This window comes from Pseudomonas sp. MWU12-2319 (assembly GCF_023242525.1).
Taxonomy (GTDB): domain Bacteria; phylum Pseudomonadota; class Gammaproteobacteria; order Pseudomonadales; family Pseudomonadaceae; genus Aquipseudomonas; species Aquipseudomonas gingeri_D.
In genome coordinates, this window is sequence record NZ_JALJES010000002.1 from 284666 (window position 1) to 306809 (window position 22144).

A 22144-nucleotide genomic window follows, 5' to 3' on the forward strand; every position below is an offset into this window, starting at 1 on the left:
TTAGCTGACCTCCAGTAAGTAATAGCCGGCGAAGCCCGTGTCGTTGACGGCGGTGACGGTCGCCTTGGGGTTGCTGGTCGTCACCTCGTCGGTGGTGACACCGTTGATCACTGCATGGATCGAGAAGGTGTTGCTGATGTCCAGCGTCTGGGTCTGGAAGCTACTGGTCACTACGATGTTTTGCAGAGGTTTGCCATTCTTGCCGATGGTGAAGGTCACTGGGTTGAGGCAGGTTTTCTGAAAGGCCAGTTGATTGGGGGCGACGTTTTGAAACATGACCATGTCGAAGTTATAAGCCTCTTGAGAGGGCGATTGCAGCACTTGCGCCAGAAAACCCATGCCGCCTGAAGCTGTCATCGGAGCAGAAGTGTAGGTGTTGCCATCGATCAGGGTGGTGGCGCTAACTTCATAGATGTCGTCCACCGGAATGATCGCCCGGGCGTGCGGGTTGACGTCGAGTTGCCTCACAATGACCTTTTGGTCTTTTAGGACGAGGTAAATAGCAGGGTATCGAGTCTGGTTGAGCAAGGTAATACTCATGGACGGCTCCTGGGTGTGGGGTTGGCCATTGCCCGGACAGGTTTTCGGTGGCCGGTGCAAAAAACGCTCTGGAGCTTGGTTGAAATATCCAGAATGTCCAGGCTTGCCTCGATTGGGCTGGCGGTGGAGCTCTGGACCGGCGGTTGCCCGCTGCTTTGACATCAGGCAGTCAAGGGATTAACTTCGCGACTTTTTTACCCGTCGCTCCAAACGGGTGCGGGCAGTTATGGTTAAGGAAGGGCACGATGATGGAAGAAATGGTACTGCAGGACGATTTGTTTCAGACGGACAAGCGACTCTCCCTCAAGCCCGTGACGGACTTCAATGCCTTCCTGCTCCAGGCGTTTGCCGACGGGCCGTGCAAATGCCTGCGCTGTGTGGAAGCAGCGGGTGTAGAAACCGGCTATGCCTTCCAGCACAGCTTCGAACTGGGCAAGGTGGTCAACCGCCAGTTCGCCAGGACCAGCCCAAGCGAGGTGCTCCTGGTGCTGAAGAAGGCCTGGCTGTCGTTCTTCAAGAGCGAACTGGAGGTTCCAGGTGTGCTGGATTTGTCCAAGGTGCATGAGTTCGTGAAGCCGGAGTTGCACGTTCGGTTACGCCCGCTGCTGCTGGCCTGTGGCCTGATCGTGGAACAGGAGGGTGGATGGGTGTTGCAGGCGGTTGCCGAGTAACCCATAGGCAAGCGCCGTCGGCACGAAGATTAATGCTCACTTAACCTGCAACCGTTCAAGTAGCGTATCTTTTCCCGCAACCCTTCTTCATTGGCGTCCTCGATGTTCAGATTTCAGCTGATCTTGACCCTGGTGCTCAGCCTGATGCTGCCGATCTTCGGCAGCGTGGCCGCGGCCGCGTCTTTTGCTGAACCTTGCCCGATGCCGTTGATGAACCACGCCGGGTCGAAAATGACCGGCGCCCCTTGCTGTAATGATATGGAGCATGGCGCCGCGTCCAAGTCGCCCTGCAAATCCGGCGAGGAGTGCAAGATCGGTGGGCTGGTCCAGGTCCTGACGATCAGCACCTTTACCCCTGTTCCGCCGCTCCCGCTTACCCTGCGGGCGCCCGCCGTGCTCCAGTCGGCGCCGGCCGATCTGTGGCGCCCTCCGCGTTACCTCTGATGCCTTGATCCGAATCCCCGCACGCCTGCACAAAGCGGCGTAGGGGCCATCGCGACCGCTATTTGCAGCGGACGCGTCGATCCTGCATTGGAGATGAAAGCATGTTCGCTTTCCTTCCCTCACACCGCGTATTGGCCGGTGTGATCGCTGTTGTCCTGGGCGCCAGCCCGCTGGTGGCCGTCAGGGCCGAGCCGCTGAGTTTCGAGCGGGCCCAGCACCTGGCCGAAAACACCGCCCCCGAAAACCTTGCGCGCCTGGCGCAGGTCGAGTCGGCACAGTCCTCGGTCGGTCCCGCCGATGCGTTGCCCGATCCCAAGCTGATGCTGGGGATCCAGGATCTGCCGATCCAGGGTTCCGGGCGTTATTCCTTTGACAGCGATTCGATGACCGAACGCCAGATCGGCCTGAGCCAGGAGGTACCCAACAGCGACAAGCGCCAGGCCCGCAAGCAGCTTGCGCTGGCGAACGTGGACGTCGCCGAAGCCGAGCGACGGGCCTCGCTGCTGGAGGTCAAGCGGCAAACCGCGCTGGCCTGGCTGAATGTCTATTACGCCGAACTCAGCGTGAAAAACTTCGATCAGCTGGATCATCAGGTCGCGCTGTTGCGCAACACCACCCCGTCGCGTATCGCCGCCGGCGCCGCGCAGGCAGGCGATCTGCTCCAGGCTGATCAAGAAGCCCTGGCGCTGGCCGACCGACGTGACGAACTGGTACAGAACATTGCCATGGCCCGGGCCAAGCTGCGCCGCTGGATCGGTGCCGATGCCGACCAGCCCCTGGCCGACGGACCGCCGACCTGGGGCCCGATCCTGCCACATACCCAGCACACCCTGGCCCGCCATCCGGACCTGCAAGCCGCCATGGCCCGGGTCAGCGAGGCCAACGCGGGACTGGCCGATGCCATCGCGCAGAAGAAGCCCGACTGGGGCGTCCAGCTGGTCTACGGTCACCGTGACCGGCAGCTCGGCGGCGATATGGCGTCGCTGCAATTCACCTTCGACCTGCCGCTGTTCACCGGTTCCCGCCAGGGGCCGCGGATCAATGCCCGGCAGCATGAGGTCGAGCAACGGGAGGCCGAGCAGGAAGTCATGTTGCGTGAGCACAAGGCCGAGCTGGAAAGCGGCCTGGCCGAACTCGAACGCTTGAAGAAAGCCCTGGAGCGTTCGCAACAATCAGCGATTCCCCTGGCCGAGCGCCGCGCCGAGCTTTCATTGGCCTCCTACAAGGCCGGCAAGAGCCCGCTGAACGAAGTGATCGGCGCCCGTCGCGATCTGATCGAGGCACAGCTGCGCAGCGTCAGCCAACAGAATCAGTTCAGCCAACTGTCCGCCAGCCTGTACTACGCCTATGTCGAGGGCCTGAAATGAACAAGCTCACTTACTCGCTGTTGACCCTCACGCTGGCCGGACTCGGTGTTGCCGGTGGCTATTGGCTCGGCCACGGTGGGCCCCTGATGTCCGCTGCGGCCGATGGCGCAAAAAAGGAACGCCCGACCCTGTACTGGTTTGACCCGATGTACCCGACCCAGCACTTCAATGCACCGGGGAAGTCGCCGTTCATGGATATGCAACTGGTGCCCAAGTATGTCGATGGCGCCGAGGACACATCGTCCGTCAGCGTGTCGCCGCAACTGGCCCAGAACCTCGGCATGCGCACGGCCTCGGTGGTACGTGAACGCCTGCCCGGCGGTCTTGATGCCGTCGGTTCGCTGGGCTACAACCAGCGCGATATCGCCAATCTGCAAGCCCGTGCGGCGGGCTTTGTCGAGCGCGTCTATGACCGCGCGCCCGGTGATGTACTGCCGGCCGGCGCGCCCCTGGTGGATCTGTTGATACCCGAGTGGTCGGCCGCGCAACTGGAGTTCGTCGCGGTCCTTGCCAGCGGCGACAGCCGTTTGATCCAGGCCTCGCGCCAACGCCTGCAACTGCTCGGCATGCCCGAGGCAGTGATCGCCCAGGTGGCGAAGACCCGCACGGTGCGTCCGCTGCTGACCCTGACCACGCCGATTGCCGGTGAGCTGCAAAGCCTGGAGGTGCGCGCGGGCATGAGCGTATCCGCCGGGATGAGTCTGGCGCGGATCAACGGGCTGGGCAGCGTCTGGCTCGATAGCGCGATCCCGGAGGCGCAGGCGACCCTGGTCCAGGTGGGGGCCCCGGTGTCCGTGGCCTTGTCCGCTTATCCCGCACAGACCTTGACGGGAAAGGTGGTGGCGATATTACCGAGTGTCGATCCGCAGAACCGCACCCTGACGGTACGCAGCCAGTTGCCCAACCCGGACGGCAAATTGCGTCCGGGCATGTTCGCCAGTGTGCGCCTCGCCGATCCCGATCCGACCCCGAGCCTGCTGGTGCCCAGCGAGGCGGTGATCCGCACGGGCAAGCGCACCCTGGTGATGCTGGCCGGGGATCAGGGCCGCTACAAACCGATGGAAATCCGTATCGGACGCGAGTCCGCCGGGCGTATCGAAGTGCTCGACGGTCTGAGCGAAGGTCAGAAAGTGGTGACCTCCGGGCAGTTCCTGCTCGACTCGGAAGCCAGCCTGCAAGGCATAGTTCCAACCGATGAAGCAATGGCTCCGATGGCGCCAATGGAAGCGACGGACTCGATGGAGGGCAGGAAATGATCAAGCGCCTGATCCACTGGTCCATCGGTAATCGTTTCCTGATCCTGCTGGCGACTCTGTTTATTGTCGCCTGGGGTATCTGGTCGGTGCGCAACACGCCGCTCGATGCACTGCCGGACCTGTCCGACACCCAGGTGATCGTGCGCACCACGTTTCCCGGGCAGGCGCCGCAGATCGTCGAAAACCAGATCACCTATCCGCTGGCCAGTACCTTGCTGTCGGTCCCCGGGGCGAAGACCGTGCGCGGTTACTCGTTCTTCGGCGACTCCTTTGTCTATGTGATTTTCGAGGACGGCACCGACCTGTACTGGGCCCGTTCGCGGGTACTGGAATACCTCAACCAGGCCCAGGGTCGTTTGCCCCGGGGCGTCACCAGCACCCTCGGCCCGGATGCCACCGGTGTCGGCTGGATCTATCAGTACGCCCTGGTGGACCGCACCGGGCAGCATGACCTGGCGCAGTTGCGCGGGATCCAGGACTGGTTCCTCAAATACGAGCTCAAGACCGTGCCCAATGTGGCTGAGGTCGCCACCATCGGCGGCATGGTCAAGGAATACCAGGTGCTGCTCGACCCGCAGAAGATGGTGACCTACGGCATCACCCAGCAACAGGTGAACGAGGCGCTGAAGAGCGCCAACCAGGAAGCCGGCGGTTCGGTACTGGAACTGGCCGAGCGCGAATATATGGTGCGTGCCTCGGGCTACCTGAAGAGCCTGGAGGACTTTCGCAATATCCCGCTGAAAACCTCGGCGCAAGGTGTGCCGGTGTTGCTTGGCCAGGTGGCGACGATCCAGATCGGCCCCGAGATGCGCCGTGGCATCGCCGAGCTGGACGGTCAAGGCGAGGCGGTCGGTGGCGTGGTGATCCTGCGTTCCGGCAAGAACGCCGATGAAACCCTCCAGGCGGTGAAAGCCCGTATCGACAGCTTGCGCGGCAGCCTGCCGCCCGGGGTAGAACTGATCACCACCTACGACCGTTCGCAGCTGATCGACCGGGCGGTGCACAACCTCAGCTTCAAACTGCTGGAAGAGTTCGGTGTGGTGGCGCTGGTCTGCCTGCTGTTCCTCTGGCACTGGCGCTCGTCCCTGGTGGCGATCATCACCCTGCCGTTGGGGGTGTTGATGGCCTTTATCGTGATGCGCATCGAGGGCGTCAACGCCAATATCATGTCCCTCGGCGGTATCGCCATTGCCATTGGCGCGATGGTCGATGCGGCGGTGGTGATGATCGAGAACGCCCATAAACATATCGAAGCCTGGCAACTGCGCCATCCCGGCCAGAAGCTGCAAGGCGAGGCCCATTGGCGGGTGATCGGCGAGGCGGCGGCGGAGGTCGGGCCGGCGCTGTTTTTCAGCCTGTTGATCATCACCTTGTCGTTCCTCCCGGTGTTTACCCTGGAGGCCCAGGAAGGGCGGTTGTTCGGGCCGCTGGCGTTTACCAAGTCCTATTCGATGGCGGCGGCGGCGGGATTGTCGGTGACCCTGGTGCCGGTGCTGATGGGCTACTGGATTCGCGGTCATATTCCCAGTGAGCAGCAGAACCCGCTTAATCGCTGGCTGATCGCGGCCTATCGTCCGCTGTTGGATGCGGTGCTGAAATGGCCGAAGTTGACCCTGGCGCTGGCGCTGATGATCTTCCTTTCCAGCCTCTGGCCCTTGAGCCAGCTGGGAGGGGAATTCATGCCGGCGCTGGATGAAGGCGACCTGCTGTATATGCCTTCGGCATTGCCAGGGTTGCCGGCGAGCAAGGCCAGCGAGCTGTTGCAGCAGACCAATCGGATGATTCGCACGGTGCCGGAAGTCGAGCATGTCTTCGGCAAATCCGGGCGGGCGGAAAGCGCCACTGATCCGGCCCCCCTGGAGATGTTCGAAACCACCATCAAGTTCAAGCCTCGTGAGCAATGGCGTGCCGGTATGACCCCGGAAAAGCTGATCGAAGCGCTGGACCAGGCGGTCAAGGTGCCGGGGCTGTCGAACCTCTGGGTGCCGCCGATCCGCAACCGTATCGATATGCTCGCCACCGGTATCAAGAGCCCGATCGGGGTCAAGGTGGCCGGCACGTCGCTGGCCGATATCGATGAGGTCGCCCATCAGGTCGAAGCGGTCGCCAAGCAGGTGCCCGGGGTCAGTTCGGCCCTGGCGGAACGCTTGACCGGAGGCAGCTACCTCGACATTCGGATCAATCGCCTGGCGGCGGCCCGCTACGGGCTGAGCATTGCCGATGTGCAGGCGGTGGTGTCCGGTGCCGTGGGTGGCAGTACGGTGGGGGAGACGGTCGAGGGCGTGGCGCGTTATCCGATCAATCTGCGTTATCCGAGGGAATGGCGCGACAGCCCGCAGGTCTTGCAGCAATTGCCGATGCTCACCGCCAGTGGGCAGCAGGTCACCCTCGGTGCGGTAGCGGATATCGGCGTGAGCGCGGGGCCGCCCATGCTGCGCAGCGAAAATGGCCGGCTGTCCGGTTGGGTCTATGTGGATGTCCGGGGCCGCGACCTGGCGTCGACCGCTCGTGACCTGCAGCAACAGGTGGCGCAGCAGGTGAAGCTCAAGGCCGGGATGACGGTGTCCTATTCCGGGCAGTACGAGTTCCTGGAGCGGGCCAATGCCCGTCTGATGTGGGTGGTGCCGGCCACCTTGCTGATCATTTTCGTGCTGCTGTACCTGACCTTCGGGCGTTTCAGTGAGGCGGGCCTGATCATGCTGACCTTGCCTTTTGCGCTGTCCGGCGGCGTCTGGTTGCTCTACCTGTTGGGCTTCAATCTGTCGGTGGCCACGGGAGTGGGGTTTATCGCCCTGGCCGGGGTGTCGGCGGAGTTCGGCGTGATCATGCTGCTTTATCTGAAGAATGCCTGGACGGCGCGTCTGGATGCCGGACGGGAGGAGAACGGCGATTTGCTGGAGGCCATCGGCGAGGGCGCGGTGTTGCGGGTCCGGCCCAAGGTGATGACGGTGGCGGTGATTATCGCCGGTCTGCTGCCGATTCTCTGGGGCAGCGGTACCGGGTCCGAGGTGATGAAGCGGATTGCCGCGCCGATGGTTGGCGGCATGATCACCGCGCCGTTGTTGTCGATGCTGGTACTGCCGGCGGCGTATTGGTTGATGAAACGTCGGCGTTAGAGCGATGGACCGTGTCGCCTGCTTCGCGGGCAAGCTCCGCTCCCACATTGTCCGAGTCAAACACAAAACCTGTGTACGACCGCAGACCTGTGGGAGCGGAGCTTGCCCGCGAACGGCGCGACGCGGAACCTCTGACACCACCGGAGCGCCGAAGCGGCCCCCAGGACTTTTGTTTCTCTTTACTGGCCTGGATCAAATGGCCGGAGTGCCGAATCCCTTAGCGTGCACCTCTCACGCTAGTCATGGATGATGCACCTATGCAAAACCTGGATCGACAACACGATATCCAACCCCTTTCCCAGGTGGACATGACCGTCCACCTCAACGGTCAACCCGTACCGGCCGCTGCCGGTGAGACCGTCCTCAGCGTGCTGCAATCGGTCGGCCTGCGACAACTGGCGCGCAACGATCATGGCGAGATCGCCGGAGCCTTCTGCGGCATGGGCGTTTGCCAGTGCTGTCTGGTCTCGATTGATGGCCGGCACAAGCGCCGGGCCTGCCAGACGCTGGTACGGCCCGGCATGCAGATCGAAACCGCTGTCAGCCGCTTCCCCGTGCTGGAGGTGCTATGAGCCGCCTGCCCGTGGTGATTGTCGGCGGAGGTCCGGCGGGCATGGCCGCCGCCGCCGAGCTGGCCCGGCACGCGGTACCCAGCGTGCTGTTCGAGGAAGCCTCGCGCCTGGGGGGCGTGGTCTATCGCGGACCGTTGCGCCGCGGCGTCGACCTCGGCTATCTGGGCACGCGCTACCGCCAAGTGCTGGAGCGTCTGCACGGTGAGTTCGCGCGGTATTCCGACCGGGTCGATGTGCGCCTGGGCACGCGGATTCTCGGTGGTGAAGGCACGCGAACGCTGATGGCCCTGGATGCCGACGAGCACCTGCGGCAGATCGAGTATTCGCAACTGTTGCTGGCGGCCGGCTGCCATGAGCGCAACGTGCCGTTTCCCGGCTGGACCTTGCCCGGAGTCATGCTGCTCGGCGGTTTGCAGTTGCAGATCAAGAGCGGCGTGGTCAAGCCGTTGGGGACCACGGTGATTGCCGGTACCGGTCCCTTGCTGCCGTTGGTGGCCTGCCAGTTGCACGCGGCCGGGGTGCCGGTGGCGGGTGTCTATGAAGCCAGCGCCTTGGGCCGGATCGCCCGCGAAAGCCTGGCCCTGCTGAACAAGCCGCAGATGTTTCTCGACGGTTTGAGCATGCTCGCCTATCTGAAATTGCACGGCATCCCGTTTTACTACGGCTGGGGTGTGGTCGAAGCCCAGGGGCAGGAAGAGTTGACCAGCGTGACCCTGGCGCCGTATTCCAGCGATTGGCAGCCGGACCTCGCCCAGGCGCGGCGGGTCGAAGCGCAGACCCTGGCGGTCGGTTATGGTTTTGTCCCGCGCACCCAACTCAGTCAGCAGATGGGCTTGGCCCATGGCGTCGGTGAGGACGGCTGCCTGCGGCCCGAGAGCAACGTCTGGCAGCAGAGCAGCGAACCGACCATCCATCTGGCCGGCGATATGGGCGGGATTCGCGGCGGCGAGGCGGCGATGCTGGCCGGCAGGATTGCCGCCGTGTCGATCCTGATGCAACGCGATGTGCTCGACGCCGAGGGGGCCCTGGTCCTGCGCCAGATCTACCTGGACAAACTGACGAAAATCCGCAAGTTCCGCGCCGGTGTTGATCGCTACACCCGGCGCGGTACCCGGCAGATCGACTTGCCCCGCGCCGACACACTGATCTGCCGCTGCGAACACACGACTCGCGCCGAGATCGACCTTGCTCTGTCCCAGGGCGTCGAGGACATGGCTGCGCTGAAAATGCGTACGCGGATCAGCATGGGCGATTGCCAGGGGCGCATGTGCGTCGGTTATTGCAGCGACCGCCTGCGGCAGGCCACCGGGCGCACCGATGTCGGCTGGTTGCGCCCGCGTTTCCCCATCGAGCCAATTCCCTTTTCCGCCTTCGAGAGTCTGGGTAAGGACGCCTGAACCATGAACAGAACCTATGATGTGGTGATTGCCGGTGGCGGCGTGATCGGTGCTTCCTGTGCCTACCACCTGTCCCGGCGCCAGAACCTGCGGATCGCCCTGATCGACGCCAAGCGTCCCGGCAATGCGACCCGCGCTTCGGCCGGCGGTCTCTGGGCCATCGGCGAGTCGGTGGGGCTGGGCTGCGGGGTGATCTTCTTCCGCATGATGTCGGCCCAGCGTCGCCAGGCCCATGGTGCGGCGGTGGCGGTGGACGCAAGTACCCCGCATATCCTGCCGCCGGCATTCTTCGAGTTCGCCTTGCAATCCAACGCGCTCTATCCGCAGTTGCACCGTGAACTGATCGAACGCCATGGCATGGACTTCAAGTTTGAACGCACCGGCTTGAAATACGTGATCTATGACGATGAGGACCGACAGTATGCCGAACATATCGTTTCACGCATTCCGCACCTGGCGGACCAGCTGCGCTGGCTGGATCGTGAAGCACTGCGCGAAGCGGAACCGGCGGTAAGCCATGAGGCGCAGGGGGCGCTGGAGTTTCTCTGCGATCACCAGGTCAGCCCGTTCCGCCTGGCCGATGCCTACACCGAGGCCGCGCGGCAGAATGGCGTGGACCTCTACTTCAACACCAATGTCATCGGCGTTCTGCATCAGGGCGACCGGGTCAGCGGCGTGCGCACCGCCGAGCAGGGCACCTTCCATTGCGGCACATTGATCAATGCCGCCGGGGCCTGGGCCGCCGAGCTCAGCGAGCAGGCCACCGGGATCAGGCTGCCGGTCAAACCGGTGAAGGGGCAGATCCTCCTGACCGAGCGCATGCCCAAGCTGCTGGAGGGCTGCCTGACCACCAGCGATTGTTATATGGCGCAAAAGGACAACGGTGAAATCCTGATCGGCAGCACCACCGAGGACAAGGGCTTCGATGTCAGTACGACCTTTCCGGAAGTCGCCGGCCTGGTCCAGGGGGCCATTCGCTGTGTGCCGCAACTCAAGGACATCAATCTCAAGCGCTGCTGGGCCGGCCTGCGTCCGGGCTCGCCTGACGAACTGCCGATACTTGGGCCGATGGCGGGTGTCGGGGGTTATCTCAATGCCTGCGGACATTTCCGTACCGGTATCCTGACGTCGGCAATCACCGGTGTGATGCTGGAGCGGCTGGTCCATCAGGAGCCGCTGCCCCTGGATATCACGCCGTTCCTGGCGGATCGCTTCGAGGTGGGCTTGCTCAAAGGCGTCGGATAACGGTATCTATCCAGGTGTTTCGCTGGCTCACGCATTGAGCCGCACCCGAGTGGATACCCGCATGGACTATTTCGCCGCTCTCACGGCCTTTGTCGAGGCCGCCCAGGCCAACAATTTTTCCCGGGCGGCCGAGAAGCTTTCGATCAAGGCCTCGACCGTCTCGCGTTATATCAAGGACCTGGAGCAGGACCTGGGCATCGCCCTGTTCAATCGTTCCACCCGTACCCTGCGCCTGACCGAGGGCGGCGAAACCTTTCTGCATCACGCCTTGCGGGTACTCGCCGAACTGGATCAGGCCAGGGCCGCGACCTCGGCCCTCAACCAGCAACCCCGGGGGCTGCTCAAGCTCAACCTGCCACCGGCCTTTGCCCGGCACCATGTGTTGCCGCTGCTGGGCGACTTTGCCGAGCGCTTTCCGCAAATCCGCCTGGAGCTGACCCTGGAAGACAGTCACGTCAACCTGATCAGTGCCGGTGTCGACCTGGCCCTGCGGGTCGGAGTGCTGCCGGACTCGTCGCTCAAGGCGCGCAAGCTGGCGGCCGAGCACACGCTGCTGTGCGTCAGCCCCGAGTACGCCCGGCGGCATTCGCCGCCACGCTCGCCGCAAGCGCTGGCGGAGTGTGCTGCGATACTGAATGGCAACCTGCCTGACGAGGTGTTTTTCGTTGCGCGGCAGTCCCCCGGTGCCCAGGCCGAGCGCGTTGCAATCAAGGGCCATCTGCGGATCAACGATCTGGATGCGCAACTGCTGGCGGTGCGCCAGGGCTTGGGCATGGCGTTGCTGCCGGACTGGCTGGTGGTCGATCTGCTCAGGCGAGGCGAACTGGTGCACTGGCTGCCCGATTGGCAGGCCCAGGCCACACAGATCGCCGCATCACTCTGGTTTGTCTATCCGCCCAAGCGCACCGTCTCGTCGAAGGTGCGCAGTTTTATCGACTTCATGCTCGAACGTATCGGCACGCCACCTTATTGGCAGCCCTGATTCTGCTCAGCTGAAGCGAATGTCCAGGGCGCGCAGGTAGGTCTGCAAGCCGGCATCCTGGATCGGAATCAGGAAGGCTTCGCGGTCCGACTCGTTGTAGTGCGCATGCCAATAGCCCGGCGGCGTCACGAACGCCAGTCCGGGCGCCCAGTCGACCCGGGTCGGGTTGCGGATCTGGCCGTGTTCATCGACCTCGGTGCCGACCAGGCTGTAGCAGCCGGGCGGGCAGTCGATGATGAAGTCCAGGGCGATGGACTGGTGACGATGGGGTTTCTGCACCGAGCCCGGCGGCAGGATGCCGTACATCGCCCAGAGCACATGGGTCACGGTGCGAGTCTGGGGGAAGTGCCGATTGCCCAGCAGGATGCTGATCCGGCTGCGGTCCTGGGCGCGTGGGTCGTCGGCGGCTTCGCGCAGCTTGGCATTGGCGGTCTGCGCCGGGTACAGGGTGGCACTGAAGCGGTCCTGCTGGCTGCTGACACCGAGGTAACGCAGCAGCGGTTCGTCGTGCACGTAGTAGAAGCGGCTGTCCTCGCCGGCGGCCAGTTCGACCGCCTGGCGGCCGGGCAGGGCGATAAAGCAGCCCTTGTCCCACTCGAAGCGGGACTCGCCCTGTACCAGGCGGCCATGCCCGGCAATCACATAAAGCACCTGGGACGTGGCGTTGGGTTGCAGGGTCAGCGAGTCGCCGGCATTCAAGCGGATAAAGTTCGCGCACAGCCCGGGACCGGTGGCCGGGCCTTCGCAGCCGAGGGCCTCGCTCAGGTCCAATGGCACCAGCCGCGACGGCCCGCTGTTGTAGAGCGAGGCGGGAAAGTCCTGATAGGGGATGCGCGAGATCAATCCGGCGTTGATCGGGTTGGCGGCCTTGCTGTACTCGAAGTACTCGGCGTCTTGTTCGCAGGCGGGCAGTTCGGTGCTGGCGATCATCGGCTGTTGAAGGTTCATGCTCGGGCCTCTCGACGTTGTGGTTATGGGGCGCAGAGCACTCACTATACGAAGCGTGCTGCTGTGGATTAAGGCCTCAACGGGAACAGCAGTTATGCGCAAAAGGGCAGTGGGGCGACGCTGCTGCATAGCAAACTCGCCCGTCGCTTCAGACCAGGGATGCCAGGCGCTCCACGGTTTCAGGGTACTTCTCGACCAGCCGGATCAGCGTGGTGGCCTGGGCATTGGGCTTGGCCCGGCCCTGTTCCCAGTTTTCCAGGGTTCGGGTGTTGGTGCGCAGGTACAGGGCGAACACCGCCCGTGACAGCTTCAGTTGGGTACGGATCGCCACCAGTTCATCGGCGCTGATCGGTTGCAACTTGTTCAACTGGACCTTGTGGGTGCGCAGGGTGACCTTGCCCCGGCGGTCATCGGCCAGGGCGTCGAAGCCCTCGACCAGTTCTGCAAAAATGTCACGCTTCATGATGGTTTCTCGCCTCTATCTCTGTGTCCAGAAGCCGCTTCAGGATTCCCTTCTGCTGCGGGCTCAAATCGTCCTGCTGGTCTTTGTCGTACAGGGTGAACAGCCAGAACTGGGAACCTGGCGGCCATTTGTAATAGATCACCCGAATGCCGCCCCGTTTACCTTTTTGCCGCTTCATGTCCATGCAACGGACCTTGCGTAGCCCGCCGGTGCCCTGGATGACCTCGCCGGCTTCAGGGTTGCGCAACAAGGCGAGTTGAAAACAGTGGAACGCCTCGTCACCCAGGTAGGCTCTGCGATGACGCTCGAAGGGAGGGAGTTCGATAAACAGAGCATTCATTATTTGTACGCTACTCACGTATAGATTGAAAGAGAGAATATGTGTCTGCTCTTCACCCTAGTTGAGTCCTGACAGTCGCTTTGTGGGGCATTTCCTTTGTGTTTGCAGCTCTTGGGGGCGAGATTTGTCGGGCGATTGCTGTCGGTCGCGGTTGATGTTTTCTCTATCGAACGAGTCGTTTTCCATCAATCCCGGCCCGGGAGGCTGCTCTAGATTAGGTTTCAACGCCGGCAGCCGAACCGAGCGCTCAAATCTGGTCGAGGAGCACGTCCATGCAACCTATTCATATCCAGAAACAACAATCCGGGGTCGAAGGTTGGGATCAGCAGGATCCCGAAGAAGCCTTCACCTTGCCGTCGCGGTATTTCTTCGATGAGGGGCTGTTCCAGGCTGAGCGCGACAATATCTTCATGCGCGCCTGGCATGTGGCCGGGCACAAGAGCGAGTTCGCCGAGCCGGGGCAGTACGTGGTCTGCGACCTGTTCGACCAGAGCATCGTGGTGGCCTGTAATCGGCAGGGGCAGATCCATGCCTTCCATAATGTCTGCCAGCATCGCGGCAACCGCTTGCTCGAACAGCGTCGTGGCACCACCGGCGGCGTGGTGCGTTGTGCCTACCATTCCTGGTGTTATGAAATGGATGGCGGCCTGCGAGGTGCACCACGTTGCGAGCGGATGAAAAATTTCGAGTTGCGGCAGTTCAATATCCCCAAGGTGCGGACCGAGGAACTGGGCGGTTTTATCTACTTCAACCTGGACCCCGAGGCAGCGTCGTTGCGCGAACTGTTTCCCGGGGCCGACGAGGAAATGCGCCGGGTCTTTCCCGACCTTGACCGCATGCAACTGATTGAAGAACAGGATGTGATCGTGCCGGCCAACTGGAAGGTGATCATGGACAACTCCATCGAGGGTTATCACTTCAAGCTTTCCGGGCCTTGTCATATCGACCTGGCCAAACTCATTGACTTCAAGGGCTACCAGTTGACCAAACGCGACAACTGGTGGACCTACGCCGCGCCGGCCAATCTCGCTGCCACCGAAGCTTATGGGGTGAAACTGCGAAGCGACCTGAACCCCGAGGAATGCTTTTTCAATATCGGCCTGTGGCCGAACAATACCTTCTATACCTTCCCGTTTTCCGAGTTCCTCGGCTCGTTCATGATGATTCCGCTGGATGCCGAGCGCTCGCTGCTGCGCTTCGGCTATTACTCCTCCAATGCTCGCACCGCCGAGGTCAGCAGCGCCTGCATGAAGTGGATGAACGAGGATCTGGGCCCCGAGGATATCGCCCTGAATATCTCGGTGCAGAAGGGCCTGCGCTCCCTTGGCTACGATCAGGGCCGCTACATGATCGACGCCCAGCGCAGCAATGAAAGCGAACACCTGGTGCATCACTTTCATCGGCTGGTGTTCCAGGGTATTCACGGCCAGAACGACCGCTGAAACGCCCCGGGGCGAGCCGCGCCGCTGCTCGTCTGAACCTTGCGATGGAGTACGCCCGGTCATGTCCGAACACGAATTCGATTACCTGATTGTCGGTGCCGGCTCCGCCGGTTGTGTCCTGGCCCATCGCCTGGGGGAGGACCCGAACGTGCGCATCCTGCTGCTGGAAGCCGGGCCCGCCGACAGCAGCTGGACCATCGATATGCCGTCGGCGGTGGGCATCGTCGTTGGCGGCAGTCGTTATAACTGGAGCTATCTGTCCGAGCCAGAACCGGGGCTCGACGGGCGTCGGATCGGCACGCCGCGCGGGCGCACCCTGGGTGGCTCATCGTCGATCAATGGCATGGTCTATATCCGTGGTCACGCCCGCGACTACGATCAATGGGCCGCCCAGGGCTGCAGTGGCTGGAGTTACCAGGAGGTGCTGCCGTACTTTATCCGTGCCCAGGCCCATGCCGAGGGGCCGGATACCTACCGCGGCGCCCAGGGGCATTTACATGTCACTCCGGGGGATATCGGTACGCCGTTGTGTGCGGCCTTCGTCGAGGCCGGGGTCGAGGCCGGTTATGCGCCGAGCAACGATCTCAATGGTTATCGCCAGGAAGGCTTCGGCCCGGTGGATCGCACCACCCGTGGCGGCAAGCGCTGGAGTACCGCCAAGGGTTATCTGCGAGAGGCCCTGCTGCGCGGCAATGTAAAGGTGGCCACTGGCGCCCTGGCGTTGCGGATCCTGTTCAAGGACAAGCGCGCCCATGGCCTGGAATACGAGCAGAACGGCCATGTCTGGCAGGCCCGGGCCCGGCGCGAGGTGTTGTTGACGGCGGGGGCGATCAATTCGCCGCAGTTGCTGCTGTTGTCCGGCATAGGTCCGGCCGCCGAGTTGCGTGATCTCGGCCTGCCGGTCCGGCATGATCTGCCGGGTGTCGGCCGACGCCTCAACGACCATCCCGACGCCGTGGTGCAGTACCTGTGCAAGCGGCCGGTGTCGCTCTACCCCTGGACCACCGCGCCGGGCAAATGGTGGATCGGTGCCCGCTGGTTCGTCAGTCACGACGGTCCGGCAGCCAGCAATCACTTCGAGGCCGGGGCATTTATCCGCTCGCGGGCCGGGGTCGAGCATCCGGACCTGCAACTGACCTTCATGCCCCTGGCGGTCAAGCCCGGCAGCGTCGACCTGGTGCCGGCCCATGCGTTCCAGGTGCATATCGACCTGATGCGCCCCAGCAGCCTGGGCCGGGTCACCCTCGGCAGCAGCGATCCACGCCAGCCGCCGCGGATTCTGTTCAACTACCTCAGTACCGAGCAGGACCGTGCCGATATGCGGGCGGGGGCGCGGCTGGTGCGGGAAATCATCGGGCAGCCGGCGATGGCGGCGTTTGCGGGGGAGGAACTGGTGCCCGGTGCCCAGGCGCAAAGCGATGCGCAGCTCGACGCCTGGGCCCGGCGTGTCACCGAAACCGGCTACCATGCCAGCGGTACCTGCAAGATGGGGCCTGGCGACGATCCCGAGGCGGTGGTCGATCCAGAGTTGCGGGTCCATGGCGTGGAAGGATTGAGGGTAGTGGATGCCTCGATCATGCCGGTGATTGTCAGCGGCAACACCAATGCGCCGACGGTGATGATCGCGGAGAAGGCCAGCGATCTGATTCGTGGGCGCTCGCCTTTGCCGGCTGCGCGGGCGCCGGTGTGGATACATCCGCACTGGCAAACCGAACAACGTTGAGAGCTGCGGTCCGATATATTGACCCCCCCACGGAACCTTGTAGGAGCAACTGTCTTGACCGTTTTTTTGAAAATCATTTCAAGGGACGGTCAAGCTCCCACAGGAGGCGTGGGAGATCCCCGCACTGAAATCAACCGTAGAGCCCGTCAAAGAGGCTAGCGATGAACCCGCAAACCAGTACTCAGCCACCCGACTGGCGCCGCGCCGATGCGGCGCCCTTGCGTATCGCCGTCTTGCTGTTGCCGTCGTTCTCCCACCTGGGCCTGGCGGCGGTCATCGAACCGCTGGCGATTGCCAACTGGCTGACCCAGCGCCCGCTTTTCGAATGGACCCTGTTGTCCCTCGACGGTCAGCCGGTCCTCGCCAGTAACGGCTTGTCCACCCTGGTCGCCGGCACTCCCGACGCCGGGCAGGGCTTTGACGCCTGCCTGGTGATCGCCAGTTTCGACGTGCACAAGCACAGCCGCAATCAATCGCTGAAAAGCTGGTTGCGCAAGCAGGCACTGTTCGGTGCGGTGTTGATGGGGGTGGAAACCGGCACCGAACTGCTGGCCGCCGCCGGCGTGCTGGACGGCTATGAAGCGGCGGTGCACTGGGACAACTGGCAGGGTTTCCAGGAAAGCTACCCACGGGTGAAGGCCCGTACCCAGCTCTATACCCTGGAGCGCCAGCGCCTGACCTGTGCCGGTGCCACCTCGACCCTGGACATGATGATCAGTTGGCTGGGGCAGAGCGTGGACAGCGACCTGGCCCGCGAGATTGCCATGCACCTGCTGATGGGCCGCGTGCGCCAGCCGTTGGACAACCAGCTCGACGACGGTTTGGCGAGTACCCGGTTGTCCAGCGCCAAGATGCGCCGTGCGGTGCAGTTGATGGAGCAGGCGCTGGAGGAGCCACTGGACTGCGAGGCGATTGCCGCCAAGGTCGGTTTGTCCCAGCGCCAACTGGAGCGCCAGTTCAAGCAACACACCGGGCTGTCACCGCTCAAGTACTACATGAGCCTGCGCCTGGCGCGGGCCCATAACCTGTTGCAACAGACCCGCATGAGTGTGGCCCAGGTCGCGGCCTGTTCGGGGTTCGGTTCGCTGGAGCATTTCTCCCGCACCTACCGCGCGCGTTTCGGTTGTCCACCGAGCGAGGACCGCAGCCAGGTATTCAGTGCGCCGGTGATGCGCCAGCCGCTGAGTCGCGAACCGCGCTCCTCGCTGATGGAGGAGTGAGGCCGACAAGCCCTGCTCCTACAGTCTTCTGTCGTTCACCCATTTTGTGTATGACACGAACCTGTAGGAGCAGGGCTTGCCCGCGAAGAGGCCCTCGAGACCGCCAAAAGCTTCGCTGGCAAGCCATGCTCCTACAGGTTCCGTGATGGCCGCTGGCTAGTGCGCAAACCCTGGTTCCTCTTCCTCGAGAATCCCCAACAACGCCGCGAAATGCTTCTCGGCAAACCCCGGATAGTCCAGCCATTGCCGCGCAGTCTTGCGCGCCACCTCGTCGCTGGCGATACGCAATGGCCTTCCCGTCGACAACGCGGTGATATACACCTCGCACGCCCGCTCGAAGTAATACAGATCATCGAAGGCCTGGGCCACGCTGGGCGCTGCCACCAACAGGCCGTGATTGCCCATCAACAGGATCGGCTTGTCCCCCAGCAGCCGGCTGACCCGCTCGGCCTCGTCCCCCAGGCCCATGCCATCGAATCCGTTATCGATTGCCACCCGCTCGAAAAAACGCATGGCATTCTGCTCGATGGGCGGCAGGCTTGAATCCGCCAGGCAGGCCAGCGCGGTGGCATATTTCGAATGGGTGTGCAGGATGCAGCGAGCATGGGGCTGGTTGCGATGCAGCGCGCTGTGCAAGGCCGAGGCGGTGATGTCCGGTGCGTTCGGGCCCGCCAGGCTCGACGGATCGTCGGCCTTGACCAGCAACAGGTCACTGGCCCTGATCCGCGAGAAATGTCGGCCGTAGGGATTGATCAGAAACTCCCGCCCATCCGCCGACAGCGCCACGCTGAAGTGGTTGGCGATCGACTCGTGCAACCCCAGCCGTGCGGCCCAGCGAAAGGCGCAGGCCAGCTCCCGGCGCAAGCGTACCTGCGCGGCTGAGGCCTCGACGGCGTGGCGTTCGGTGGCGATGTTCATGCTGGACTCCTGATCCCGGCGGATGATGTCCAGGAGTCTAGGGCTGTCAGCCGTGGCCGCTTGATGGGAAGCGACACGGCTTGACGTCATTGCCTCAGTCCGCGGCGAACAGTTGCACGATCAGCCAGGCATTCGCCGCACTGATCACCACGAACAACCCCCAGGCCAGAGCCTTGGTGTACCAGCGATTGACGAAAGGTCCCATCAGGCGTTCATCGCCGGTCATGCGGATCAACGGGTACAGCGCAAAGGGCAACTGCAGGCTCAGCACCACCTGGCTCAGCACCAGCAATTTGCCCACCGCGTCTTCGCCCATCAGCCAGACCCCGACGAAGGCCGGGATCAGTGCCAGGCCACGGGTGATCAAGCGGCGCTGCCAGCAGGGAATCTTCAGGTTCAGGTAGCCTTCCATGATCACCTGGCCGGCGATGGTGCCGGTAAAGGTCGAGCTCTGTCCGGACGCCAGCAGCGCGATGCCGAATAAAGTGCTGGCGAACGCGCCGCCCACCAGCGGGTCGAGCAGGTGGTAGGCGTCCTGGATCTCCACCACGGCGGTATGCCCGTTCTGGTGGAAGGCCGCCGCGGCCAGGATCAGGATCGCTGCGTTGACCAGCAAGGCCAGGGCCAGGGAACCCAGGGTGTCGATACGCGCCAGTTGCACAGCGTCCTGGCGGCTGGCCAGGTCCGTGCCGATCAACCGGGTCTGCACCACCGAGGTGTGCAGGTAGAGGTTATGGGGCATCACCGTGGCCCCGAGAATGCCGATGGCCAGGTACAGCGGTGCGGCGTCGCTGATGGCCGAGAGGGACGGCTTGAAACCCTGGAACACGTCCGGCCAGTAGGGTTTGATCAGCACCAGTTCGATAAAAAAACACACGCCGATGGTCGCCACCAGCACCAGCATGATCGCTTCCAGGCGCCGGAAGCCGCGGTTCTGCAGGGCCAGGATCAGCACCGTATCGAAGGCCGTCAGGGCAATGCCGAAGGTCAGCGAGCAGCCCAGCAGCAGATGAAAGGCCAGGGCACAACCGAGGACTTCGGCCAGGTCCGTGGCGATGATCGAGATTTCCGCCAGCAGCCATTGGAGTTTGGCGGAGCGCGGGCTGTAGCGCTCGCGGCAGAGCTGCGCCAGGTCGCGGCCGGTGGCGATCCCCAGGCGCGAGCAAAGGCATTGCACCGCCATCCCGGCGAGGCTCGCCAGCAGCACCACGAACAGCAGGTTGTAGCCGTAACGCGAGCCGGCCTCGATGGCTGTGGCCCAGTTGCCCGGGTCCATATAGCCGATGGAAATCAGCAGGCCGGGTCCGGCAAAGCGCAGGGCGCGCTTGAAGAACGGCGCCCCGCGATCGACGGCAATCGAGCCATTCACTTCAGAAGGACAGAAGGGGGCGGTGGCAACTTTCGGCAGGCTGAATTTCACACGGCGTTCCAGGACAACGGGCGGGAAATGCCAGCTTAGACGTTTGGCGCGCGTGGCCCAAGCTATCGAGGTGATTGAAAAGGATATTCAATCTGAAAAGCACCGCTCCCATACAAGCACCGCCCCTCACAAGATATGGGTTCAGCAAGCGGCGTCAGGGTTGCCACGGCGTGACCTCGCCGCTGAGTTTGCGGTCGAGGAAACACGCGGCGCTGATCAGCGCCAGGTGGGTCAGTGCTTGCGGGGTATTACCGAGGTGCCGGGCTTGCGGGTCGAACTCTTCGGCGTACAGTCCCAGCGGGTTGGCATAGCGCAGCAGTTGCTCGAACTCCAGGTGCGCCTGCTCCACCCGTCCGGCCCGGGCCAGGCATTCGACGTACCAGAACGAGCAGGCAGCGAAGGCCCCTTCGCTGCCCGGCAAGCCGTCGATGGGGTGATCGTCGTTGCGATAGCGATAGACCATGCCGTCGCGCACCAGGCTTTTCTGAATCGCCTCCAGGGTCGCCAGCCAGCGCGGATCGGTGGCGCCGACAAAGCGCACCAGTGGCATCAGCAGCATCGAGCCGTCGAGGCCGGTGCCGCCGATATGCTGGACGAAATGTCCACGTTCGGCGTTCCAGAAGTTGCTCCAGATATCGGCGTGGATCGCCTGGCGAGTCTGGTCCCAGCGGGCGAACGGGGCCGGTAGCGAGCGCTTGGAGGCCAGGCGGATGGCGCGGTCCAGGGCGACCCAGCACATCAGCCGCGAGTGCAGGAAGTGGTGTTTCTCGCCGCGCATTTCCCAGATCCCGACATCGGTCTGGTTCCAGGTGTCGCAGACCTGATCGACAATCTGGCCGACATGCAGCCAGCCTTCATGGGAAATCGCCTCGCCGTATTTGTTGGTCAGGTACACCGCGTCCAGCAACTCGCCGAAGATATCCAGCTGGACCTGCTCGTAGGCCTGGTTGCCGATACGCACCGGACGGGCATTACCGTGGCCGGACAGGTGCGTCAGCTCGGTTTCCGGCAGTTCCTGGGTGCCATCGATGGCGTAGAGAATGTTCAGCTTCAACGGCTGATCGCTGCAATCGCCGACCCGTCCGCGCAACCAGCGCATGAAACCGTTGGCTTCCTCGACATAACCCAGGCGCATAAAGGCGTAGATGGTGAAGGAGGCGTCGCGGATCCAGGTATAGCGATAGTCCCAGTTACGCTGGCCGCCGGGGCTTTCCGGCAGGCCGAAGGTAACGGCGGCGAGGATCGCGCCGTGCTTGCGCGAGGTCAGCAGCTTGAGGGCCAGGGCCGAGCGGTTGACCGCCTCGCGCCAGCGCCCGCGATAGTTCGAGCGTCCGAGCCAATGGCGCCAGAAGGTCAGGGTGCGTTGCAGGGCGAGGTCACTGCTGCCGACCTTGATGCGTGGATCGTCGACCGCACCGAGAAGGAATTCGGCGTTCTGTTGCTGTTCCAGGGTGAAGCGGGCGACGGCGGCCTGCCGCTCCAGTTGCAGCGGTTGGTCGGAGCACAGGCGCAGACTCGGCTGGCCCGGCGCCTCGAAGCACACATCGTCGCCGTCGAGACGGGCACGGGTCGCGGCGCGGGCATAGTCATGGCGTACGGCGCAGCGCATCTGGAAGGTGGCTCGACCGCTGATCACCCGGACCCGACGGATCAGCATCGGCAGGTCGTTTTCATCATCGCTGACCGGCAGCAGATCGGTGATTTCCACCACCGCGCTGGCGCTCAGCCAGCGGGTTTGCAGGACATTGGTGTCCGGCAGGTAGATCTGTTCGCGACGGGCATCGGGCAGGTCCGGGGCCAGTTGGAAAATCCCGGCGTCGGGGCTGTCGAGCAAGGCGCAGAAGATCGAGGGGCTGTCGAAAGCCGGCCAGCAGAAAAAGTCGACGCTGCCGCGATCGTTGACCAGCGCAGCGCTACTCATGTCGCCAATGACGCCGTGGGCCTCGATCGCGCTCTGGGGTTCGTTGGAAAGATCAGGCATGGCCGCGAAACTCCGGGTAGAGAGGCCTGCCGCTGCCAGCGCAGGCCTTTGAATGCACTTATTGAGCTGACTGGCATTCCTCGGCGGAGTTCAGGCGGG

Annotated in this window: 19 protein-coding genes; 12 read left to right on the top strand and 7 right to left on the bottom strand. The window is 63.2% G+C overall.

The window, feature by feature from the left end; translation table 11 throughout:
* Positions 1-540, bottom strand: coding sequence for a hypothetical protein (locus M5C01_RS04010; RefSeq protein ID WP_152737368.1), 540 nt, complete (start codon positions 538-540; stop codon positions 1-3).
* Between the two features lie 248 nt (positions 541-788).
* Between M5C01_RS04010 and M5C01_RS04015 the strand changes: the two genes are divergently transcribed.
* From M5C01_RS04015 to M5C01_RS04055, 9 genes are all read left to right on the top strand, one after another.
* Positions 789-1211, top strand: coding sequence for a hypothetical protein (locus M5C01_RS04015; RefSeq protein ID WP_152737574.1), 423 nt, complete (start codon positions 789-791; stop codon positions 1209-1211).
* Between the two features lie 102 nt (positions 1212-1313).
* On the top strand, positions 1314-1655 hold the full coding sequence (locus tag M5C01_RS04020; RefSeq protein ID WP_178129750.1) for a hypothetical protein: 342 nt from the start codon (positions 1314-1316) through the stop codon (positions 1653-1655).
* Positions 1656-1756: 101 nt separating this feature from the next.
* Positions 1757-3022 (top strand): TolC family protein, encoded by a 1266-nt coding sequence (locus M5C01_RS04025; RefSeq protein ID WP_152737369.1) that lies wholly within the window; start codon positions 1757-1759, stop codon positions 3020-3022.
* Positions 3019-4278 carry an efflux RND transporter periplasmic adaptor subunit gene (locus M5C01_RS04030; protein WP_152737370.1) on the top strand — a complete coding sequence of 420 codons (1260 nt, stop codon included), beginning with the start codon at positions 3019-3021 and terminating at the stop codon, positions 4276-4278. Before M5C01_RS04025 ends, M5C01_RS04030 begins: the two co-directional genes overlap by 4 nt.
* A complete protein-coding gene (locus tag M5C01_RS04035; RefSeq protein WP_152737371.1) occupies positions 4275-7394 on the top strand; it encodes an efflux RND transporter permease subunit in 3120 nt (1039 codons plus the stop codon). Before M5C01_RS04030 ends, M5C01_RS04035 begins: the two co-directional genes overlap by 4 nt.
* A gap of 257 nt (positions 7395-7651) precedes the next feature.
* Entirely contained in the window at positions 7652-7966 is a 315-nt protein-coding gene (gene hcnA / locus M5C01_RS04040; protein ID WP_103498975.1) for a cyanide-forming glycine dehydrogenase subunit HcnA, read from the top strand.
* Complete coding sequence (gene hcnB, locus M5C01_RS04045) at positions 7963-9363, top strand: cyanide-forming glycine dehydrogenase subunit HcnB (RefSeq protein WP_152737372.1); 1401 nt, start codon at positions 7963-7965, stop codon at positions 9361-9363. The genes hcnA and hcnB overlap by 4 nt, the downstream gene beginning before the upstream one ends.
* 3 nt (positions 9364-9366) lie before the next feature.
* Positions 9367-10608, top strand: a complete 1242-nt coding sequence (gene hcnC / locus M5C01_RS04050) for a cyanide-forming glycine dehydrogenase subunit HcnC (RefSeq protein ID WP_152737373.1) — start codon at positions 9367-9369, stop codon at positions 10606-10608.
* A 61-nt stretch (positions 10609-10669) separates the two neighbouring features.
* Positions 10670-11590 carry a LysR family transcriptional regulator gene (locus tag M5C01_RS04055; protein WP_152737374.1) on the top strand — a complete coding sequence of 307 codons (921 nt, stop codon included), beginning with the start codon at positions 10670-10672 and terminating at the stop codon, positions 11588-11590.
* A 6-nt stretch (positions 11591-11596) separates the two neighbouring features.
* Here M5C01_RS04055 and M5C01_RS04060 read toward each other — a convergent pair whose 3' ends face one another.
* From M5C01_RS04060 to M5C01_RS04070, 3 genes are all read right to left on the bottom strand, one after another.
* A complete protein-coding gene (locus M5C01_RS04060) occupies positions 11597-12538 on the bottom strand; it encodes a cupin (RefSeq protein ID WP_152737375.1) in 942 nt (313 codons plus the stop codon).
* Positions 12539-12686: 148 nt separating this feature from the next.
* Entirely contained in the window at positions 12687-13001 is a 315-nt protein-coding gene (locus tag M5C01_RS04065) for a transcriptional regulator (protein WP_152737376.1), read from the bottom strand.
* Positions 12991-13341, bottom strand: coding sequence for a toxin (locus M5C01_RS04070; protein WP_152737377.1), 351 nt, complete (start codon positions 13339-13341; stop codon positions 12991-12993). Before M5C01_RS04070 ends, M5C01_RS04065 begins: the two co-directional genes overlap by 11 nt.
* Positions 13342-13613: 272 nt before the next feature.
* Here M5C01_RS04070 and M5C01_RS04075 point away from each other — a divergent pair, with 272 nt between their 5' ends.
* The 3 genes from M5C01_RS04075 to M5C01_RS04085 all read left to right on the top strand — a co-directional run bounded on the left by M5C01_RS04075 (position 13614) and on the right by M5C01_RS04085 (position 17726).
* Entirely contained in the window at positions 13614-14783 is a 1170-nt protein-coding gene (locus M5C01_RS04075; protein ID WP_152737378.1) for an aromatic ring-hydroxylating dioxygenase subunit alpha, read from the top strand.
* A 61-nt stretch (positions 14784-14844) separates the two neighbouring features.
* A complete protein-coding gene (locus M5C01_RS04080) occupies positions 14845-16506 on the top strand; it encodes a choline dehydrogenase (RefSeq protein WP_152737379.1) in 1662 nt (553 codons plus the stop codon).
* A 161-nt stretch (positions 16507-16667) separates the two neighbouring features.
* A complete protein-coding gene (locus M5C01_RS04085) occupies positions 16668-17726 on the top strand; it encodes a GlxA family transcriptional regulator (RefSeq protein WP_152737380.1) in 1059 nt (352 codons plus the stop codon).
* Positions 17727-17882: 156 nt separating this feature from the next.
* Here the strand turns inward: M5C01_RS04085 and M5C01_RS04090 are convergent, their stop codons facing one another.
* The 3 genes from M5C01_RS04090 to M5C01_RS04100 all read right to left on the bottom strand — a co-directional run bounded on the left by M5C01_RS04090 (position 17883) and on the right by M5C01_RS04100 (position 22045).
* A complete protein-coding gene (locus tag M5C01_RS04090) occupies positions 17883-18644 on the bottom strand; it encodes a class II aldolase and adducin N-terminal domain-containing protein (protein WP_152737381.1) in 762 nt (253 codons plus the stop codon).
* Between the two features lie 94 nt (positions 18645-18738).
* Positions 18739-20064: an Nramp family divalent metal transporter gene (locus M5C01_RS04095; protein WP_178129751.1), complete on the bottom strand. Its 1326-nt coding sequence runs from the start codon at positions 20062-20064 to the stop codon at positions 18739-18741.
* 154 nt (positions 20065-20218) lie between these two features.
* On the bottom strand, positions 20219-22045 hold the full coding sequence (locus tag M5C01_RS04100; protein WP_152737383.1) for a glycoside hydrolase family 15 protein: 1827 nt from the start codon (positions 22043-22045) through the stop codon (positions 20219-20221).
* Positions 22046-22144 lie beyond the last annotated feature (99 nt).

Coding starts and splice junctions, on each gene's coding strand:
- M5C01_RS04015 (WP_152737574.1), top strand. CDS start 789: ATGGAAGAAATGGTACTGCAGGACGATTTGTTTCAGACGGACAAGCGA.
- M5C01_RS04060 (WP_152737375.1), bottom strand. CDS start 12,538: ATGAACCTTCAACAGCCGATGATCGCCAGCACCGAACTGCCCGCCTGC.
- M5C01_RS04025 (WP_152737369.1), top strand. CDS start 1,757: ATGTTCGCTTTCCTTCCCTCACACCGCGTATTGGCCGGTGTGATCGCT.
- M5C01_RS04100 (WP_152737383.1), bottom strand. CDS start 22,045: ATGCCTGATCTTTCCAACGAACCCCAGAGCGCGATCGAGGCCCACGGC.
- M5C01_RS04075 (WP_152737378.1), top strand. CDS start 13,614: ATGCAACCTATTCATATCCAGAAACAACAATCCGGGGTCGAAGGTTGG.
- M5C01_RS04035 (WP_152737371.1), top strand. CDS start 4,275: ATGATCAAGCGCCTGATCCACTGGTCCATCGGTAATCGTTTCCTGATC.
- M5C01_RS04065 (WP_152737376.1), bottom strand. CDS start 13,001: ATGAAGCGTGACATTTTTGCAGAACTGGTCGAGGGCTTCGACGCCCTG.
- M5C01_RS04020 (WP_178129750.1), top strand. CDS start 1,314: ATGTTCAGATTTCAGCTGATCTTGACCCTGGTGCTCAGCCTGATGCTG.
- M5C01_RS04080 (WP_152737379.1), top strand. CDS start 14,845: ATGTCCGAACACGAATTCGATTACCTGATTGTCGGTGCCGGCTCCGCC.
- M5C01_RS04085 (WP_152737380.1), top strand. CDS start 16,668: ATGAACCCGCAAACCAGTACTCAGCCACCCGACTGGCGCCGCGCCGAT.
- M5C01_RS04090 (WP_152737381.1), bottom strand. CDS start 18,644: ATGAACATCGCCACCGAACGCCACGCCGTCGAGGCCTCAGCCGCGCAG.
- hcnA (WP_103498975.1), top strand. CDS start 7,652: ATGCAAAACCTGGATCGACAACACGATATCCAACCCCTTTCCCAGGTG.
- hcnB (WP_152737372.1), top strand. CDS start 7,963: ATGAGCCGCCTGCCCGTGGTGATTGTCGGCGGAGGTCCGGCGGGCATG.
- M5C01_RS04055 (WP_152737374.1), top strand. CDS start 10,670: ATGGACTATTTCGCCGCTCTCACGGCCTTTGTCGAGGCCGCCCAGGCC.
- hcnC (WP_152737373.1), top strand. CDS start 9,367: ATGAACAGAACCTATGATGTGGTGATTGCCGGTGGCGGCGTGATCGGT.
- M5C01_RS04030 (WP_152737370.1), top strand. CDS start 3,019: ATGAACAAGCTCACTTACTCGCTGTTGACCCTCACGCTGGCCGGACTC.
- M5C01_RS04070 (WP_152737377.1), bottom strand. CDS start 13,341: ATGAATGCTCTGTTTATCGAACTCCCTCCCTTCGAGCGTCATCGCAGA.
- M5C01_RS04010 (WP_152737368.1), bottom strand. CDS start 540: ATGAGTATTACCTTGCTCAACCAGACTCGATACCCTGCTATTTACCTC.